The organism is Edaphobacillus lindanitolerans (assembly GCF_900156305.1).
In the GTDB taxonomy this organism is placed as follows: domain Bacteria; phylum Bacillota; class Bacilli; order Bacillales_A; family Planococcaceae; genus Bhargavaea; species Bhargavaea lindanitolerans.
In genome coordinates this window covers 307,577-323,922 of sequence record NZ_FTPL01000003.1, presented here as the reverse complement: position 1 = coordinate 323,922, position 16,346 = coordinate 307,577, and the positions used below count along the sequence as shown (strand labels likewise).

The window sequence follows — 16,346 nt, the reverse complement described above, 5'->3', positions numbered from 1 at the left end:
ATGAATCGAAAGACCTTGTTTTACTTTTAGTAATTCCAAAGACAAAACTCCTGGATCAGCTTTTCATGAATAATTGAATGCAAGCCCAGAAGGGGGAACAGGGGATCTGAATAAAAACTAAAAGAGAACATCTGGATGATGGGGGACAGAAGAAAGCCTTAGTGATAGAAATAAGAAGAGAAAGTTAGGAAGAGGAAAAGGGGTGAGATACGGGAGTATGCACACACTCCCCCAAACCGGCTGGCGCTTCGCTTGAGTCCGAAGGAGCTGCACTTTAATTTCAGATCCCTTTAGATTTTGGTTCAATTCGCGCATTTTAGTATCGGATTCCTGAATTCGTTCTAGCTCCCCCTAAAAATCCCTCTCGCATATAAGAGGAGACGGCCAGCTTGGCTGTACGTAAAGCAAATCGAACAGACCGGTCTGACGGGCTTCCCATGCTGGTTGATGCATTCAAATGAGGCACGGATGGCGGTGCGGTCTTTTTCCGTTTTCTCGCATTGCTCGATGGCCACCCGGCAGTCGATCGTGTCGCCTGTGAAGACGGGCCGCAGGAACTCAAAGTTCATCGTACGGGCAAGGATAGGAAAGTGTCGGGTCGCGTGCAACAAACGGATATCCCGGTTGAGCGGGTGGTATGATGGAAACATGAAATTGAAGCAGGAGGCGGTAAAGATGGACAAAGCCGGACAGGAAAAGTTCATGGCATTCATTCTGGAGCGAGTCCAGGACGGCAAGGAGGCGGAAGCCCGTGCAATCCTGACCGAAAATTTCAGGAAGCAGGACGAGGGCACGTTTACCCAGGCGGACATTCAGGCATTCGTCCCGAAGATGATGGGCCTGCTCAAGCCGGAGCGCCTGGCGGAAGTACAGGCCGTGGCCAAACGATTTTCAGGGGAATTCGGCCAGGACTAACAGGAAACCGGCAAAAGAAACCGCACCCGTGCATGACCGGGTGCGGTTTTTCATCTTCTTGCGGCGTGGCTTCATATTTGCACGTGTTTGCTTAACACTCAGGCCCGGTTGCTTAACACTCGGGCTTGTTTGCTTAACACTCGGGCCTATTTGCTTAACATTCACGATCGCTTCCTTAACACTCGCACTCGCGTGTAATCGGATCCGGCTCAATAATTGCCTTTGAACTTTTCTGGTTTCGTCACGTAGCTTTCAATGATGTAGCCGCATTCGGTGCAGAGGATATATTCGATATTCGAGCCGAAACTCATTTTTTTAACCGGGGCCATCATGGCATATCCGCTTTGCTTCCCTTTCCCCAGTTCGGTTCCCCCGCACTTCGGGCATTTCGTCTCCGCCATCACCCTTCCCCCCTATCCATCGTGTCCATCGCTCCTACTCCTGACTGTCAGGATTCCCGGTGGTATACACTTTCACCGGGCGGCCGGAATTCGGATCGACCGTCTCCCGCTCCAACTGCATCCCGAGTTTCTGCATGATCCGCTCTGAGGCGCCGTTTCCGATCTGCACGATGCTGAGGACTTCGGTCAGGCCGCACGCCTCGCGGCCAAACCGCAGTGCCTCCGCCGCGGCTTCCGTGGCGATGCCGCTGCCCCAGAATGGACGGCCGAGGCGCCAGCCGATTTCCACGGCCGGCATCACCTCGGGCAAAAAGGCGGGTACCGCAAATCCCGTGAATCCGGCAAGCCGGCCGGTCTCTTTGACTTCGACTGCAAACAGGCCGTAGCCCCGCTGTTCCCACGCATCCTCCCAGCGCGCGATCGCCTTTTTCGTCTGTTCTTCGGTCAGCGTCAGCCCGCTGCCGATCCAGCGCATGACGTCAGGATCCGAATTGATCGCGGTCATCTCCGCCCAATCTCCGTCGCTCCATCTTCGAAGCCGCAGCCTCGGCGTCTCCAATACCGGCATGGCCGTCCCTCCTTTGAATATGGATCATTGTATGATTCCACTTCGGTATTTTAGTGTCGTCGGAATCGGATTCTCCGTCTTCCGCTTGAACGGTCGTGATTTATTACTGTTTCTCGGTCGCCCGGCCGGGTTCCTGCCCGCTTGACCAAAAGTCCATTCCGGGCTCAGGTAATCAACTCTGATGAAACAGCAGCCGGCTCCATTCCGTCCCATTTCACTCAGCTGTCCACCGGAATCCCCCGCTCCCGGAGCATCCGGATCACTCCGAGTGCCGCCTGCTCCTTCATCTTCGCCTCGACCATGATGTCTGCGTCCTGTCCGTCCAGCTCGTGGAGCAGCCAATCGAGGTCCTCCGGCAGGATGTAGTTGTGGTGAGGCCGGTCGTCCGGGCGGTCGCGGCCCGAGCTGATATGGACTTTCGGCGTTCCGACCCGCTCCCACGACTTCCAGACGCGCGGGAGCAGCATGTCCAGCGAAGCGGCTGCCGGGTTGCAGCGGTGGTGGTGGATATCGAAGCAAGCCGGAACGCCGGTCGCTTCGCAGACCGCCAGGACATCCCCGAGGTTGTAGGTCCGGTCGTCATTTTCGAATCGGAGACGGCTGAGGATCCGGTCCGGAAGTGCCCGGGCTTCGTTCACCAGCCGGTCCAGGGCGGCGTCGGGATCTCCGTATTTGCCGCCGAGATGAAGGATCATGTCCTGCGCTCCGGTAAGTTCGGACAGTGCCGCATGGTAATCCAGATCGGCGATCGTCCGGTCCACGACGTCCGGATTCGGCGAGTTGAGCACCGAGTACTGTCCCGGATGCGTCGAGATCCGGAGGCCGTGCACGTCGCGGAGCGCCTTGATCTCAGAGCAGATTTCAATGACATCCGGATCGTTCCGCCAGTCCCAAGGGTTAATGGGATGCGTCGCAAGGACGACCATTTCGCTCGTCATCCGGTAGAACTTGATCCCGTGATCGATATTCCATTCAATGATGTGTTTCGTCAGCTTCAGGTTCTCGAGTGTGAGCTCCTTGAGAATATCCGGCCCCTTCTTCTCGACCGTCGCCACCCGGCACGTCCGGAAATTCTCTTTGATCGTTGTATTGATGCAGGCGTATCCGACCTTCATGATCTCCACCTCTTCGCTTCGGGTTTCCTTCTTCATCCCCTGTATACCCCTGATATCCCCCGGCTCCACCCTCACATTCAACATTCTCCGAAAAGGATGGGACAATGCCCTTGACAACGAACGTTTACAAACGTAAACTAAGAGTAGAAATTGAAGTTCAGCAAAGAGAGGTGTCGATATGTCCGCTGAAACAGATTTCAATGTCACCGATTCTGAGTGGGAAGTCATGCGGGTCGTCTGGGCACACGGTCAGGCATCCAGCAAAGAGATCATCGACGTCCTTGGACAAAAGATGGACTGGAAGCCCGCCACGACCAAGACATTCCTCGGCAGGCTCGTCAATAAAGGCATGTTGAACACCCAGGCAGATGGACGGCGGTATCTTTATTCGGCCAATGTCGGGGAAAGCGAATTTGTCAGGCATGCACTGGATGAGTTCTTCGGTCATGTATGCAACCGGGAAGTCGGGAAGACGATCGGAAGCGTCCTGTCCAAAGCAACCCTGAGCCACAAGGATATCAGCCTGCTCCAAACGATTCTCGACGAAAAGAAAGAAACGGCAGTCGAAGAAGTTCCGTGCAATTGCGTCCCCGGGCAATGCCATTGCAATGTACACAGCGGCGGAAGCTGTTCATGTTGATCCACCATCGTCTTATTGCAGAAATGTAATAAGACTTTATCAGGCACGGAACATACCCCCTCCCCGTACCAAGCCGGGGGAAGAGGCAGTTTCCGTCAAAGACAAGGGAGCCCGGCAGTGTTTTAAGAACCCAACATCTAAGGAGGAATGAAAATGGAACATGTTATTGTAAAGGTCAGCGGAATGACTTGCGGAGGCTGTGCGAAAAAGATCGAAGGGAATCTCGGAAAGCTGGACGGCGTGGATGCGGCCGTGGCAAACGTTTCGGACGGAACGGTAAATGTCACCTTTGATCCCGGAAAAGCGACGTACGGACACGTTAAACAGAACATCCGGGATTCCGGTTATGAAGTGGTCGGCCAGCCGGAGGAAGAATCCCCGTCAGGCTGCAGCTGCTGCCGGTAAGGGACAGGCAATCCGCTTTGGTCCAAGCGCTTGACAGCGTTGGTTTACGACTGTAGACTAATTTCAAAGTAGTCGTTTACGTTTGTAGACTATAGATTCGGTATTAGAAAGGTGGAAAGACAATGAGCGCTCCATCAAAAGAAGCCAACATCCAGATTTCAGGGATGACTTGCGCAGCGTGTGCGACACGCATCGAGAAAGGACTCAGCAAAATGGACGGCGTCGAGCAGGCGTCCGTCAACCTCGCCCTCGAGAAATCCGCCGTCCATTATGATCCGGAAAAGCTGAGCGAAGCCGATATCGAAAAGAAGATCGAGGCACTCGGCTACGGAGTCGTGAAGCAGAAGGCCGAATTCAATATTACCGGGATGACGTGCGCCGCATGTGCGACACGCATTGAAAAAGGGCTGAACAAAATGGACGGCGTCGGGACGGCGTCCGTCAACCTTGCCCTTGAAAAAGCGACCATCGAGTTTAACCCTTCCGAAGTCTCAATCGGTGACCTCATTGCGAAAGTGGAAAAACTCGGTTACGGGGCGCATCAGAAGCAGGATGAAACGGAACAGGTCGATTACCGGGAACAGCATATCCAATCGCAGCAGCGCAAATTCATCGCTTCCCTGATCCTTTCCCTGCCCCTTCTCTGGACCATGTTTGCCCACTTTTCCTTCACGTCGTTCATGTACGTGCCGGATATTCTGATGAACCCGTGGGTCCAGATGGCCCTTGCCACTCCGGTCCAGTTCATCATCGGGAAACAGTTCTATGTCGGAGCCTACAAGTCGCTCCGCAACGGCGGGGCGAACATGGATGTGCTCGTCGCCATGGGCACGTCGGCCGCCTACTTCTACAGCCTGTATCAGGCGATCGTCACTGCAGGGACCGGCCATGCGCCCCATCTGTACTTTGAGACGAGTGCGGTGCTCATCACGCTGATCGTCCTCGGCAAGCTCTTTGAAGCGAGAGCCAAGGGCCGCTCGTCGGAGGCCATCAAAAAGCTCATGGGCCTTCAGGCGAAGACGGCGACCGTTCTGAGGGACGGCACGGAGAGAGAAATTCCGCTTGATGAAGTCATCGTCGGCGACACGATCCTCGTGAAGCCGGGTGAAAAAATCCCGGTCGACGGCGAAATGCTCGAAGGGAACACCGCTGTGGACGAATCCATGCTGTCCGGCGAAAGCCTTCCGGTCGACAAACAGACCGGGGACGCACTGTTCGGATCCACGATCAACAAGAACGGCTTCATCAAGATGGTCGCCACGAAAGTCGGGCGCGACACGGCGCTCGCCCAGATCATCAAAGTCGTTGAAGATGCACAGGGCTCGAAAGCCCCGATCCAGCGGCTGGCGGATAAAATCTCGGGGATCTTCGTCCCGATTGTCGTCGGGATTGCCGTCCTCACTTTCCTGGTCTGGTATTTCTTCGTCCAGCCAGGCGAATTTACGCCGGCACTTGAAGTGCTGATCGCCGTCCTGGTCATCGCCTGCCCTTGCGCACTCGGTCTGGCGACACCGACGTCCATCATGGCAGGATCGGGCCGTGCCGCGGAATTCGGCATCCTCTTCAAAGGCGGCGAGCACCTGGAGTCGACTCAGGAGATCGACACGGTCGTGGTCGACAAGACCGGCACGGTCACCCATGGCAAGCCGGTCCTGACGGATGTCCGGGTTGCAGAAGGCCAGGATGAAGAAAGATTCCTCTCGCTGATCGGCGCGGCCGAAAAGCAGTCCGAGCACCCGCTGGCGGAAGCCATCGTGAACGGCATCCGGGAAAAAGGAATCGACCTCGGCAACGTCCAATTCTTCGAGGCCGTCCCGGGGCACGGCGTGACGGCCACCGTTTCCGGCCAGGGCGTCATCATCGGCACGCGCAGACTGATGCAGGAATACGGCATCGACGTGCAATCCGTCCTTCCGGAAATGGAACAACTCGAAAGACAAGGCAAAACTGCGATGATCGCGGGCATCAACGGCCAATACGCCGGGATGGTCGCAGTCGCCGATACGATCAAGGAAACTTCGGTCGAAGCCGTCCGGCGCCTGAAAGACATGGGCATCACCGTCATCATGATGACGGGCGACAACGAGCGGACTGCCCAGACGATCGGCAACGAGGTGGGCGTCGACGCAGTGATCGCGGAAGTGCTTCCTGAAGGCAAAGCAAAGGAAGTCGAGAAGCTTCAGCAGCAGGGCAAAAAAGTCGCCATGGTCGGCGACGGCATCAACGACGCCCCTGCCCTGGCCACGGCGAATGTCGGAATGGCGATCGGAACCGGCACGGACGTCGCCATGGAGGCTGCGGACATCACGCTGATCCGCGGCGACCTGAACAGCATCGCCGACGCGATTGTCATGAGCCGGAAAACGATGCGGAACATCAAGCAGAACCTGTTCTGGGCGTTCGCCTACAACAGCCTTGGCATCCCGATTGCCGCTGCCGGCCTCCTCGCCCCTTGGGTGGCGGGCGCCGCGATGGCATTCAGTTCCGTCTCTGTCGTCCTGAATGCCCTCCGTCTGCAGAGAGTGAAGCTGTCGAAATAAATCACCTAAAAAGAAGCCGTTCCGCAAAATTGGCGGAACGGCTTTTTTTCATTCAATCCATATTGATGAACGGAAGGTGGTAATCGAGCATGCCCTTCATTTTCGTCACGTTGATCCGTTCGCCCTGTAAATAGCGGCTGAAGTTAAAGATCACAGGCTTTTGGTTGCCGCCGATCGCAAACATCGCCTTCCCTTCCGCGGGCAAGTAGGCGGAGGTATGGATCGTTCCGGCAGAAGCGCCGTATTTGCTCGCAAATATGCCTTGGTCCCGGTCATTCAGCAGACGATAGGCCGTGAATGCATCCAGGCCCTCATTCCGTTTTTCCAGCTCATCCCGCCGCCTCATCGAGTCTTCCGTGCGATACCGGTTTTCTTCGGTGAGGATTTCAAAATGGTTCGTGCTGATGGCCGACCTTCTCTCGACCACTTTCCTCGGCGAGGCTTCCACGATGTAGGTGTCGCCGCCCGGATCCGTCAGCACATAGTTGAACGAGGTGCGGTGCGGGATTTCCTTTAACAGCGCGATCGCCTCCTGCACATCCGCACAGGTCTCCAGTACGATCCGCCCGATCATGTTGCATATAAATCCATTTTCTGACCGGACACGATTGACGAAGTTATAGCCCATGGCCAGGCCCTTCTCGTTCATCCCGTCGGTGCGCCCCGTGATCTGCATCGTCGGTCCGATCGTCGCATAGCCCTTGTCTGTCGGTTGATAGACGATGTATCGGCCCTCGTAGAATGCGGGATCACTGTCGTAATTGCGGATCATGAAATTGGGACCCGTCAAGATGGAACAGCCGCTTTTCTCATATTCCACATAGTACCCGCCGAATTCCCTCAACGCGTCCTCCATCGTCCATTCCAGCGCGTCGGCCAATCCCTGCAGCTCGTCGAGCATGCCCGGGATGAACCTGGAGAACAGGGCCGTCGCTTCTGTTTGATCGATGTTGAAATGGCGTTTCCTTGTGGCCGCCCATTGAATTTCCCGCCTGGATAAGATCGGGGATTCCTTCAACCGTTCCCCTTGCATATAACCGAAGTCATAGTGGCTCCCTTTGAACTGAATGACATCGCTATAATAACCACTCATTCGTTTTGGCTCCTTGTCCGATCATCGGGGATTCAGCTTCCCAATTTCCCGGTGTGCTTCGTATTTTTTGTCAGGATATTGAATTTATCATCACGTTACCACTCAGTGGATCAGAACTTCAATTAATAAACGTTCTGCCAAAAACCGATGGTTGAAAACTAGGGCAGCCAACGGTGGACAGCCCCTGTTTTGGCATTCGTCCGTCCCGGCGTGTTACAATGAAGCAGACTGAATTTTCCGCGGAGGGGATAATCATGCGATTGACTGTTTATTTGGCCGGCGAGATCCATTCGTCCTGGCGTGATGAAATTCGGGAGAAGGCGGCGGCCTTGAAGCTGCCGATCGATTTTGTCGGCCCTCAGGAAGATCACGGCCGCTCAGACGATATCGGCGAGGAGATCATTGGCGAACAGCCGGGGCCGGAGTACAAGGACTGGGCTGCATCCAGCTTCAACAATCTGCGCACCGAGGTGCTCATGCAGAAGGCGGACCTCGTCATCGCCCTGTTCGGCGAAAAGTACAAGCAGTGGAACACCGCGATGGACGCCAGCGCGGCGGTCACGCTCGGCAAGCCGCTCATCCTGATCCGTCCGGAAGCTCATATCCATGCACTGAAGGAACTGTCGCGCAAGGCGAGCGCGACTGTCGAGAACTGCGATCAGGCGCTCAAGGCGCTGAAGTATATTTTTGACTGAAGGATGATGCCCCGTGAGTAAAAAACGTACCTCCTCCCGGTTTTCCCTGTTTGTCAGCGCAGGCGTCGGCGCGGCAATCGGTGCGGTCATCGGGATCATCGCCTATACGCAGGACTGGCTCGGATGAAGGTCCATGTCCGGCAGGCGGTCCCCGAAGACGCCGCGGGACTTGCGGAAGCGGTGGCGAGTGCGGAAAACTCGGGAATGATGCTGTTCGGACCGGGCGAGCGCGGCATGACGGCGGAAGATGCCGCCTTGATAATCCGTCGCCTCAGCACCGATGCCGCCTCCGCCCTGCTCGTCGCAACGGCCGAAGACCATGTCGCCGGCTACCTGATCGCCCGGGGCGACGACACTGAGCGGACGCGTCACCGGGCGTATGTCGTCATCGGCGTTCATGAGAAGTTCCGCGGCCGGGGCATCGGCCGGGCGCTGTTCGGGGCGCTTGACAAATGGGCGGCCGGCCGCGGATTGCGACGGCTGGAACTCACCGTGATTGCCGGCAATGACGCCGGTGTCGCCCTCTACAAGAAGATGGGCTTCGAAGTCGAAGGCATCAAACGGGATTCCCTGCTGATCGACGGAAAGTATGTGGACGAATACTACATGGCGAAGTTGATCTGAATGATTTGAGAAAGCCGTCCGGCGGATGCCGGGCGGCTTTTGATTGGATCCAGCTCGTTTGGGATTGAATGGACTTCCATTCAAGAGTCCTCTTCTTAACTTAAAGGCCGACTTTCTTAACATACAGGGTCTCTTTCTTAACCTACAGCCGTGCTTTCTTAACATACAGCCATGTTTTCTTAACTTACAGGCCGACTTTCTTAACCTGGAGCCTGCCAAGCACAAATCCCCCGTCGGGTCCCTTGATGCCAGGGCTTGATTGCCCGAGACTTCCTCCTCATGTACACTGATGAAAAATAGCAGGGGGCGCTGGATGAATGATGTTGTACAAAAAGGTCGGGGCTGAAACGAAGTTTTGGGAAGTATGGAAGAACGGCAGATCAGTGACCGTTCACCAAGGAACTGTGGGGACCGCCGGTGAGACGGAGGAACTGGAATTGAGGCTATTCCAGAGCGCCGGCAGGCTGATGAAACAACTGGCCGATGAGAAGATCAGGACCGGCTTCGAACCCATGGATGAAGACGAGATGTATGAATTGGTCGTCCAGTACCGATCTGAAGAAGGCGGCATGCCGGACACATCGGACGAGCGCCAGGTCATAGATGACTTGCTGGATGACTGCCTGGAGGGGACTGGAAACGGCTTTTGCGACGGCATGGGCACCTTCAGCACCTTTTACTACGTCCTTGATCTCGACAAGGCATTCCGGACAATCACCGAAGAACTTGCCAAGCACGGCTTTCCGGACAATATCGAAATCGCCTATTCCGAGCCCGGCAAAGATGAGTACATCTCTCTCCATCCGGAAGGCGCCATGTTCGTATTGATGGAAGATGATGACGACTGATTAAAAAGAGGAATCCCGGATCCCGGGATTCCTTTTTCTTATCCTTGAACGCCGGCGCGCCCTTTTTCCAATGTATAAATCACCTGCTCGGCCCCGAACCGCTCCACCCTTTTCCATTCCTTCATACCGAGCCGGACAAGCAATCGGCGGGAGGCGGTGTTGGCAGCCTGTGTTTCGGCAAGGAGCTGCCCGAGTCCAATCTCGTCGAACGCATGGCGGATCACTTCTCCGACCGTCTCCGCGGCGAAGCCGCTTCCCCAAAATTCCGGCAGGAGCTGAAAGGAAATCTCCGTGGCTTCCCCGTCATGATGGGGATCGAGCGACACCATTCCCACAAAGGCATGGTCTTCCCGCCGCCGGATTGCCCAGCGGTGACCGGGGGCCGACAGCATTTCGGTGAACGCCCGCTCCACTTCTTCGGAGGAACGGACGCCTCCCAGGAAAGCGCGGACTTTTTCATTCCCATAGAGGGTCTGGACACTTTTCAGGTCACCGGCCACCGGCGGCGTCAGGACACATCGTGCGGTCTCTAACATCCGGCTCCCTCCCTTCCGGTCAACGCATCCCGCAGCTTTTCTTCCAATGAAGCAAAATCAATGGCCGAACGATCGATGTCCGGCTCCACCCATTGGAAGTCGTCGCCTTTGAAGCGCGGAACGATATGCATGTGATAATGCTCCACGTCCTTGAAGAGACCGCCCTCCTGAAAGACGGTGATTCCATCATTCGAGATGACGAAGTCCGCTTCACTGGTCAGTTCCCCGCCGACTGCATGAGTAAATGCTTTTAATTTGTCTTCAAGATTGTCGATCACTAATTGCCGGTCTGTAATCATGTATTTGCCCCTTTCCATCTAGTGATTGTGCGTTTTTCAAAAAACGAGCCATTCTTCCTTCACCGCTTGCCGCATCTGCCGGTGTGTTGATCACCATACTACCACGAATCCTAGTCAAATAGATGAAATCATTAAGGCAATCCTGCTCACCGTACTCCGATTCAGGCCTATAAAAGAAAGGCCGGTGTGTGAAGATACGGACAGCCTGGAAGCTGGCGGCCATCGGCATGATGGCCGGGACAGCGTTGATCGTCCTCTTGAAATGGCGGTCTATTCAATCGGATCGGCGCTCCTGTTTTCGCTGACGGCACTGTCAAACCGGTCTCCTGCATTCACCGACGGCGCCGCATGGGTGTAGTGGACGCTTGCCCATGCCGGGTTCGGCTGGATGGTCGGCCGGCTGATCCGGCAATGGACCGTGTGATCGTGTAAGATGGGATTAACAAAGTCAGAGGGGCGCGAGACGATGGGAAAACGCATAGATGTGCCGGCGGGACGGGCAATTCAAGCCGGTTTCAGCGGCGGTCTGATCCTCGGCGCTTTATTGTATGCGGCCGAGAGACTGACGGGGCTGCGGGTGTATACGCTGTTGATGAACGTCGATTACGTGCCGGTGCTGAAGGAATACCGTTTCCCTTCCCCGGTCGAATTTTTGTTTCATCTCATCGTGTCGATGGTTTTGGCCGTCGTCCTGCTATGGGCGGTGCGGAGATTCCGTTTGACGGGCCGGAGGATGGCCGTATGCTTGGTGTCGCTGAGCGGCCTCGTGGGTCTCGGTATCTGGCCGGTGACCGCCCTCTCGGACCGGACTCCGGATATCGGTGACATGACGGCGCTCGTCGTGTGGCTCGCAGCGCATCTTGTGTACGGGGGCGTATTGGTATGGATGTATTGGAGGAGCCCGTCAATCCGGAAGGACGGCCTTTCTTAACATACAGACGCCGATTCTTAACCAATATGACTCTCTACTTAACTTACAGCCCCCCATTCTTAACTTACAGCGCCTCTTTATTAACTTACAGCCCAACAACGAAAAAGCCGCCCCATTCCGGGCGGCTTTCCTCTTTCCGTTTCTTATCCCAATTCGTTGAATGCGGCTGCGATGCCTGCACCGATCTTCGCATTGTGCTTAACGAGTGCGATGTTCGCCGTGAGGCTCTTGCCTTCGGTGAGTTCCTTCACTTTCGCAAGGAGGAACGGGGTCGTGTCTTTTCCTTTGATGCCGTTTGCGGCGGCTTCTGCCAGCGCATTCTCGATGATGCCGTTGATGAAGTCGGCGTCGAGGGCATCTTCTTCCGGGATCGGGTTGGCGATGACGGCCCCGCCTTCCAGGCCGAGGGCCCACTTCGCCTTCAGCATGCCGGCGATCTCTTCCGGTCCGTCCGCACGGAGGCCGAGCGGGAAGCCGCTCCGCGGAGTGAAGAATGCCGGCAGTTCGTCCGTACCGTAGCCGACGACCGGGACACCTTTCGTCTCGAGGTATTCGAGCGTAAGGCCGAGGTCGAGGATCGACTTGGCGCCTGCACAGACGACGGCGACGTCGGTCTTGCCGAGTTCGTCGAGGTCCGCGGAGATGTCCATCGTCTCTTCGGCGCCGCGGTGGACGCCGCCGATGCCGCCGGTGACGAAGATCCGGATGCCGGCGAGATCTGCACAGATCATCGTTGCGGCGACCGTCGTCGCGCCGAGCTGCTTCGTCGCGAGCAGCCAAGGGAGGTCGCGGCGGGAAGCCTTGGCGACGCCGGATGCATTGCCGAACATTTCAAGCTCTTCATCGGACAGGCCGATCTTGATCTTGCCGTCGATGAGCGCGATCGTCGCAGGGACGGCCCCGTTCTCGCGGATGATCTGTTCCACTTCGCGTGCGGTCTGCACGTTTTGCGGATACGGCATGCCGTGGGAGATGATTGTCGATTCAAGTGCGACGACCGGCATGCCTGCGTCCATCGCTTCTTTCACTTCTGCGGAAAAGTCGAGATATTGGTTGATCATTGGAGTTCCTCCATTTCGGATTCGAGTTGGGCTTCTGTCAGCTCCGGCCGCACTGTATGCGGCGAGCCGAGTGTCTTTGCTGCGTTGGCAAGGCCGAGCCGGACGCTTTCTCCGAACAGTCGGCCGGCAAGATGGCCGTGCAGCACGCCGGAGACGAAAGCATCTCCTGCACCTGTGACATCTTCCACGCGGACGCCCGGAACCGCCGGGAACCGGCTGATTTCCGCATCCCTCTTCCCGGCCATGACCCCGCCTGAACCGGACGTCACGGCGACCGATTCTGCACCTTTGCTTAATAGAACCTGTACAGCCTCCCGCCACGATGCATCGTCCCTGATGGAGATGCCGGTGTAGGTCTCGGCTTCGTCCCGGTTGCAGATGAACCAGGCAACACCCGATAGATCGTCCGGCATCCGGTCCATCTTCGGCGAGGAGACGGGGACGACGGCGAGCGGCGTCCGTTCTTCCAAAGCGATCCGCTGCACGTGGCGCACGGTGTCTGCCGGGCAGTTGAGGTCGATGGCGATGAGCGCCGCCCCGGCAAGTGCGGATCGGTGCGCATCGATGTATTCGGGTGTGAGGTGATCATAGACTTCCATGTCGGCGAGGGCGACGGCCATCTCTCCGTCCGGGCTGAGGACGGCGGAGTATGAGCCGGTCGTCCGGCCCGGAAGCTGCGCCGCATGGGTCAGGTCGATGTGCCCGGCGGACGCTTCCTCAATCCTCTGCCAGTCGGCGTCGGGGCCGGCGACGGTGAGCAGGCTCACCGGGTGACCGAGACGGCCGAGGTTTTCCGCCACGTTGCGGGCGACGCCGCCGACCGAGACGGTGACGTTCGACGGATTGGACGTGCCTGCCTGGATCGGCGCCTTCAAGTGGAATTTCCGGTCGACATTCGCCCCGCCGACGACCACCACCCGATTCTCTTCAGCGAGCACATAGGCCCGGCCCTTGATCACGCCCCGGCGCGTAAGCCCCGAGATGAGATTCGCAAGTGCCGGACGGGACATGCCGAGCGTCTCGGCCATCTCCTGCTGGGTGAGATACGGGTTCTGGCGCAGCAGCGCAACGATCGCTGATTCCTTGTCCGTCATGCATGCCCCTCCATTCGATACTTTTGTTTATATTTTAAACTTATGTTTAGTTCTTTGTCAACTGTTAATGAATTGAGGCGACCGGGCGTTTGCTTAACCCCTGCCACCCGGCCAAACCTCCCCCCTCAAACCGTACCAAAAACCCGCCGGCCATAAAGGGCGGGCGGGTTCGGTTCATTCGGACAGATCGGCAGCGAGGTCGATCAATTTCAGCGGATCATCGGCCGAAATGGAGTAGACGACCTTACCGCGCTGCCAGGCGAGGGAATATTCATCTGACGACAGATCGAATGTTCCGGCGCCCGCTTCTTCAGGCGGCGGAAGCATGCGGTCTTCCAGCTTGGCTACGATCTTTTTTGCCAAGGCGGTCATGTCACCGCTGCCGCCCGGGTTGTCGATGTTCTGGTTCCGCATGGAGAAGGACCATTTGCCTTCATGCCAGGTCAGGAAAACACTGCCCGCTCCGGCGTCCTCCGTACCGGTGATGCCGTATCCGAGGTCGACGTTTCCGCTTCCTTCGGGCACCTGCTGGTAATTGACGCTCTCCTTGGCAGCGGCCGGTGATTCGTAGATCCGGCCTTCCGCCTTGGCGAATGGTTCGAGATCTTCGAGCTCTCCCGCGTTCAATTGGTAGGGCTGATCGGTGGAGAAATAGTCCACTTCATAGTGATCGGCCTCCGCCTGGACAGCCGCACCGAGATAGTTGCCGTCCCCCGCATCGGCGGGCGGCAGCGCCGGTTTCAGATCAGTTGACTGTCCGGCCTGATCATCGATTTCCGAGAGCAACTGGTCCCGCTGTTCATTTGGGGATTCTCCTTCTTCGTCTTTTCCGTTCTCTCCGCCGTTCCGGCCGGCTTCCCCGCTGTCTGCTCCGGCGTCCTGGTCCTTGGCCGATTCTTCATGTTCACCGGCCGTTCCCCCGGCTGCCTCTCCATTGTCGGGAGGCGCAGTTTGCTCTGCATCCGCTTGCGGTTCTGCCGGGCTGTCCTGGCAGGCACCGAGCAGCAACAGGCTTGCCGCCGGGGCGAGAAGTGCAGCTCGTCTGTTCCTCATTCGGCTCCCTCCTTTTTGGTCTATACTCCCTGTTTACCCGGCACGGGACCAATCTACCCGGATCCTTCTCTTCATGGACATTTCGGGCAATAAAAAATCGTCCGTCCGGAATGTTCCGGACGGACGATGTGCATGATGGATCAAGAAGGTTGTTCCGTACCCATTTCGGCGCGGACCACATCGGCGATCCGGTCAGCCCAGCTGGAGGCATCGGCTTCAGTCGGTGCTTCGACCATGACGCGGACGAGCGGCTCGGTGCCGGACGGACGGACGAGAACGCGGCCGTTTCCGGCCATCTCTTTCTCGACTTCGCTGATGACAGCAGCCACTTTCGCATTGTCCGCGACGGCGTTCCTGTCGGTGACGCGGACGTTGATCAGTTCCTGAGGGAACATCCGGACATCCGCTGCAAGGTCGGACAGGGTCCGGCCGGATTCCTTCATGACGTTCACGAGCTGGATGGCCGTGAGAAGGCCATCTCCGGTCGTGTTGTAATCCATCATGATGATGTGGCCGGACTGTTCGCCGCCGAGGTTGAAATCATTTTTCTTCATTTCCTCCACGACGTAGCGATCGCCGACCGCTGTCTTGACGCTCGTCACGTCGATTGTATCGAGTGCCTTGTAAAAGCCGAGGTTGCTCATGATTGTGGAGACGACCGTGCTTTTGCTCAGGCGGTCCTCCTCTTTCAGATGGCGCGCAAGGATGAACAGGATCTGGTCACCATTGACGATGTTGCCGAGTTCATCGATGGCAATGAGACGGTCACCGTCGCCGTCAAAGGCGAGGCCGATGTCCGCTCCCTTCTCTTTCAGGAATGCGGCGAGCGCATCCGGATGGGTCGAGCCGACGCCGTCATTGATGTTCAGGCCGTTCGGCGAGGAGCCCATCGTGGACAGATCCGCATCGAGATCTGCGAACAGGTGGGTCGCAAGGGAAGACGTGGATCCGTGTGCACAGTCGAGCGCGACATGGATGCCGGTGAAGTCTTCATCGACCGTCTGCTTGAGGTACTGGATGTACTTCTGTCCGCCCTCCTTGTAATCGGTGACGCTTCCGAGCGCCGCGCCGGTCGGGCGGGGCAGCTCATCGTGCTCTTTTTCGATCAATGCCTCAATTTCGGCTTCCTGGTCGTCGCTCAGCTTGTAGCCGTCGGCACCGAAGAATTTAATGCCGTTGTCCTCGACCGGGTTATGGGATGCGGAGATCATCACTCCGGCATCCGCGCTCATGGCCCGCGTGAGATAGGCGACGCCCGGCGTGCTGATGACGCCGAGCAGCATCACTTCCGCTCCGATCGACAGGAGTCCCGCAACGAGCGCGCTTTCGAGCATATGGCCCGAGACCCGCGTGTCACGGCCGATCAGCACCTGCGGCTTGCCGGTTGCGTGCTGGGTGAGTACATACCCGCCGTAGCGGCCGAGCTTGAATGCAAGTTCAGGTGTCAGTTCGGCGTTTGCCACGCCTCTCACTCCGTCTGTTCCGAAATGTTTTCCCATCGATCTCTCTCCTTCATCGTGTAGAAGTT

Annotated in this window: 19 protein-coding genes and 1 pseudogene; 9 read left to right on the top strand and 11 right to left on the bottom strand. The window is 57.1% G+C overall.

Annotated elements, in window-relative coordinates:
* Nucleotides 1-341: 341 nt before the first annotated feature.
* Nucleotides 342-590 (bottom strand): annotated as a pseudogene (locus B0B07_RS15445) (hypothetical protein); the annotation flags it as partial.
* A gap of 85 nt (nucleotides 591-675) precedes the next feature.
* Here B0B07_RS15445 and B0B07_RS11060 point away from each other — a divergent pair.
* Entirely contained in the window at nucleotides 676-915 is a 240-nt protein-coding gene (locus tag B0B07_RS11060; RefSeq protein ID WP_144264342.1) for a hypothetical protein, read from the top strand.
* A gap of 209 nt (nucleotides 916-1,124) precedes the next feature.
* Here the strand turns inward: B0B07_RS11060 and B0B07_RS11055 are convergent, their stop codons facing one another.
* From B0B07_RS11055 to uvsE, 3 genes are all read right to left on the bottom strand, one after another.
* Entirely contained in the window at nucleotides 1,125-1,316 is a 192-nt protein-coding gene (locus B0B07_RS11055) for a transcription initiation factor TFIIIB (RefSeq protein WP_076758945.1), read from the bottom strand.
* 34 nt (nucleotides 1,317-1,350) lie between these two features.
* The gene (locus tag B0B07_RS11050) at nucleotides 1,351-1,884 is read right to left on the bottom strand and encodes a GNAT family N-acetyltransferase (protein ID WP_076758943.1); all 534 of its coding nucleotides are present in this window, start codon (nucleotides 1,882-1,884) and stop codon (nucleotides 1,351-1,353) included.
* A 218-nt stretch (nucleotides 1,885-2,102) separates the two neighbouring features.
* On the bottom strand, nucleotides 2,103-3,035 hold the full coding sequence (gene uvsE, locus B0B07_RS11045) for a UV DNA damage repair endonuclease UvsE (RefSeq protein WP_076758942.1): 933 nt from the start codon (nucleotides 3,033-3,035) through the stop codon (nucleotides 2,103-2,105).
* Nucleotides 3,036-3,177: 142 nt separating this feature from the next.
* Here uvsE and B0B07_RS11040 point away from each other — a divergent pair, with 142 nt between their 5' ends.
* The 3 genes from B0B07_RS11040 (at nucleotide 3,178) to B0B07_RS11030 (ending at nucleotide 6,584) form a co-directional block, all read left to right on the top strand.
* On the top strand, nucleotides 3,178-3,639 hold the full coding sequence (locus tag B0B07_RS11040; protein ID WP_076758940.1) for a CopY/TcrY family copper transport repressor: 462 nt from the start codon (nucleotides 3,178-3,180) through the stop codon (nucleotides 3,637-3,639).
* Nucleotides 3,640-3,792: 153 nt separating this feature from the next.
* Entirely contained in the window at nucleotides 3,793-4,044 is a 252-nt protein-coding gene (locus B0B07_RS11035) for a heavy-metal-associated domain-containing protein (protein WP_076758939.1), read from the top strand.
* A 122-nt stretch (nucleotides 4,045-4,166) separates the two neighbouring features.
* Entirely contained in the window at nucleotides 4,167-6,584 is a 2,418-nt protein-coding gene (locus B0B07_RS11030; protein ID WP_076758937.1) for a heavy metal translocating P-type ATPase, read from the top strand.
* Nucleotides 6,585-6,636: 52 nt separating this feature from the next.
* Here B0B07_RS11030 and B0B07_RS11025 read toward each other — a convergent pair whose 3' ends face one another.
* A complete protein-coding gene (locus B0B07_RS11025; protein WP_076758935.1) occupies nucleotides 6,637-7,677 on the bottom strand; it encodes a C45 family autoproteolytic acyltransferase/hydrolase in 1,041 nt (346 codons plus the stop codon).
* Between the two features lie 254 nt (nucleotides 7,678-7,931).
* Between B0B07_RS11025 and B0B07_RS11020 the strand changes: the two genes are divergently transcribed.
* The 3 genes from B0B07_RS11020 to B0B07_RS11010 all read left to right on the top strand — a co-directional run bounded on the left by B0B07_RS11020 (nucleotide 7,932) and on the right by B0B07_RS11010 (nucleotide 9,844).
* Nucleotides 7,932-8,372, top strand: coding sequence for a YtoQ family protein (locus B0B07_RS11020; RefSeq protein ID WP_076758934.1), 441 nt, complete (start codon nucleotides 7,932-7,934; stop codon nucleotides 8,370-8,372).
* Between the two features lie 123 nt (nucleotides 8,373-8,495).
* Nucleotides 8,496-8,996, top strand: a complete 501-nt coding sequence (locus B0B07_RS11015) for a GNAT family N-acetyltransferase (RefSeq protein WP_076758932.1) — start codon at nucleotides 8,496-8,498, stop codon at nucleotides 8,994-8,996.
* A 317-nt stretch (nucleotides 8,997-9,313) separates the two neighbouring features.
* Nucleotides 9,314-9,844 (top strand): hypothetical protein, encoded by a 531-nt coding sequence (locus B0B07_RS11010; RefSeq protein ID WP_076758931.1) that lies wholly within the window; start codon nucleotides 9,314-9,316, stop codon nucleotides 9,842-9,844.
* Between the two features lie 38 nt (nucleotides 9,845-9,882).
* On the opposite strand, the gene B0B07_RS11005 is transcribed toward B0B07_RS11010, so the two are convergent.
* Both B0B07_RS11005 and B0B07_RS15440 read right to left on the bottom strand, forming a co-directional pair.
* The gene (locus B0B07_RS11005) at nucleotides 9,883-10,380 is read right to left on the bottom strand and encodes a GNAT family N-acetyltransferase (protein WP_076758929.1); all 498 of its coding nucleotides are present in this window, start codon (nucleotides 10,378-10,380) and stop codon (nucleotides 9,883-9,885) included.
* Entirely contained in the window at nucleotides 10,374-10,679 is a 306-nt protein-coding gene (locus tag B0B07_RS15440; protein WP_076758928.1) for a hypothetical protein, read from the bottom strand. The genes B0B07_RS11005 and B0B07_RS15440 overlap by 7 nt, the downstream gene beginning before the upstream one ends.
* A gap of 184 nt (nucleotides 10,680-10,863) precedes the next feature.
* Between B0B07_RS15440 and B0B07_RS15280 the strand changes: the two genes are divergently transcribed.
* Both B0B07_RS15280 and B0B07_RS10995 read left to right on the top strand, forming a co-directional pair.
* Nucleotides 10,864-11,037 carry a hypothetical protein gene (locus B0B07_RS15280; protein ID WP_159438443.1) on the top strand — a complete coding sequence of 58 codons (174 nt, stop codon included), beginning with the start codon at nucleotides 10,864-10,866 and terminating at the stop codon, nucleotides 11,035-11,037.
* A 108-nt stretch (nucleotides 11,038-11,145) separates the two neighbouring features.
* Nucleotides 11,146-11,610, top strand: coding sequence for a hypothetical protein (locus tag B0B07_RS10995; RefSeq protein ID WP_076758926.1), 465 nt, complete (start codon nucleotides 11,146-11,148; stop codon nucleotides 11,608-11,610).
* A gap of 143 nt (nucleotides 11,611-11,753) precedes the next feature.
* On the opposite strand, the gene B0B07_RS10990 is transcribed toward B0B07_RS10995, so the two are convergent.
* From B0B07_RS10990 to glmM, 4 genes are all read right to left on the bottom strand, one after another.
* Nucleotides 11,754-12,668 carry a pseudouridine-5'-phosphate glycosidase gene (locus B0B07_RS10990; protein WP_076759273.1) on the bottom strand — a complete coding sequence of 305 codons (915 nt, stop codon included), beginning with the start codon at nucleotides 12,666-12,668 and terminating at the stop codon, nucleotides 11,754-11,756.
* On the bottom strand, nucleotides 12,668-13,765 hold the full coding sequence (locus B0B07_RS10985) for a carbohydrate kinase (protein ID WP_076758925.1): 1,098 nt from the start codon (nucleotides 13,763-13,765) through the stop codon (nucleotides 12,668-12,670). Before B0B07_RS10985 ends, B0B07_RS10990 begins: the two co-directional genes overlap by 1 nt.
* A 174-nt stretch (nucleotides 13,766-13,939) precedes the next feature.
* Entirely contained in the window at nucleotides 13,940-14,818 is an 879-nt protein-coding gene (locus B0B07_RS10980; protein WP_076758923.1) for a hypothetical protein, read from the bottom strand.
* 140 nt (nucleotides 14,819-14,958) lie between these two features.
* The gene (glmM, locus tag B0B07_RS10975; protein ID WP_076758922.1) at nucleotides 14,959-16,317 is read right to left on the bottom strand and encodes a phosphoglucosamine mutase; all 1,359 of its coding nucleotides are present in this window, start codon (nucleotides 16,315-16,317) and stop codon (nucleotides 14,959-14,961) included.
* Nucleotides 16,318-16,346 lie beyond the last annotated feature (29 nt).

Coding starts and splice junctions, on each gene's coding strand:
- B0B07_RS11060 (WP_144264342.1), top strand. CDS start 676: ATGGACAAAGCCGGACAGGAAAAGTTCATGGCATTCATTCTGGAGCGA.
- B0B07_RS11055 (WP_076758945.1), bottom strand. CDS start 1,316: ATGGCGGAGACGAAATGCCCGAAGTGCGGGGGAACCGAACTGGGGAAA.
- B0B07_RS11050 (WP_076758943.1), bottom strand. CDS start 1,884: ATGCCGGTATTGGAGACGCCGAGGCTGCGGCTTCGAAGATGGAGCGAC.
- uvsE (WP_076758942.1), bottom strand. CDS start 3,035: ATGAAGAAGGAAACCCGAAGCGAAGAGGTGGAGATCATGAAGGTCGGA.
- B0B07_RS11040 (WP_076758940.1), top strand. CDS start 3,178: ATGTCCGCTGAAACAGATTTCAATGTCACCGATTCTGAGTGGGAAGTC.
- B0B07_RS11035 (WP_076758939.1), top strand. CDS start 3,793: ATGGAACATGTTATTGTAAAGGTCAGCGGAATGACTTGCGGAGGCTGT.
- B0B07_RS11030 (WP_076758937.1), top strand. CDS start 4,167: ATGAGCGCTCCATCAAAAGAAGCCAACATCCAGATTTCAGGGATGACT.
- B0B07_RS11025 (WP_076758935.1), bottom strand. CDS start 7,677: ATGAGTGGTTATTATAGCGATGTCATTCAGTTCAAAGGGAGCCACTAT.
- B0B07_RS11020 (WP_076758934.1), top strand. CDS start 7,932: ATGCGATTGACTGTTTATTTGGCCGGCGAGATCCATTCGTCCTGGCGT.
- B0B07_RS11015 (WP_076758932.1), top strand. CDS start 8,496: ATGAAGGTCCATGTCCGGCAGGCGGTCCCCGAAGACGCCGCGGGACTT.
- B0B07_RS11010 (WP_076758931.1), top strand. CDS start 9,314: ATGATGTTGTACAAAAAGGTCGGGGCTGAAACGAAGTTTTGGGAAGTA.
- B0B07_RS11005 (WP_076758929.1), bottom strand. CDS start 10,380: ATGTTAGAGACCGCACGATGTGTCCTGACGCCGCCGGTGGCCGGTGAC.
- B0B07_RS15440 (WP_076758928.1), bottom strand. CDS start 10,679: ATGATTACAGACCGGCAATTAGTGATCGACAATCTTGAAGACAAATTA.
- B0B07_RS10995 (WP_076758926.1), top strand. CDS start 11,146: ATGGGAAAACGCATAGATGTGCCGGCGGGACGGGCAATTCAAGCCGGT.
- B0B07_RS10985 (WP_076758925.1), bottom strand. CDS start 13,765: ATGACGGACAAGGAATCAGCGATCGTTGCGCTGCTGCGCCAGAACCCG.
- B0B07_RS10980 (WP_076758923.1), bottom strand. CDS start 14,818: ATGAGGAACAGACGAGCTGCACTTCTCGCCCCGGCGGCAAGCCTGTTG.
- glmM (WP_076758922.1), bottom strand. CDS start 16,317: ATGGGAAAACATTTCGGAACAGACGGAGTGAGAGGCGTGGCAAACGCC.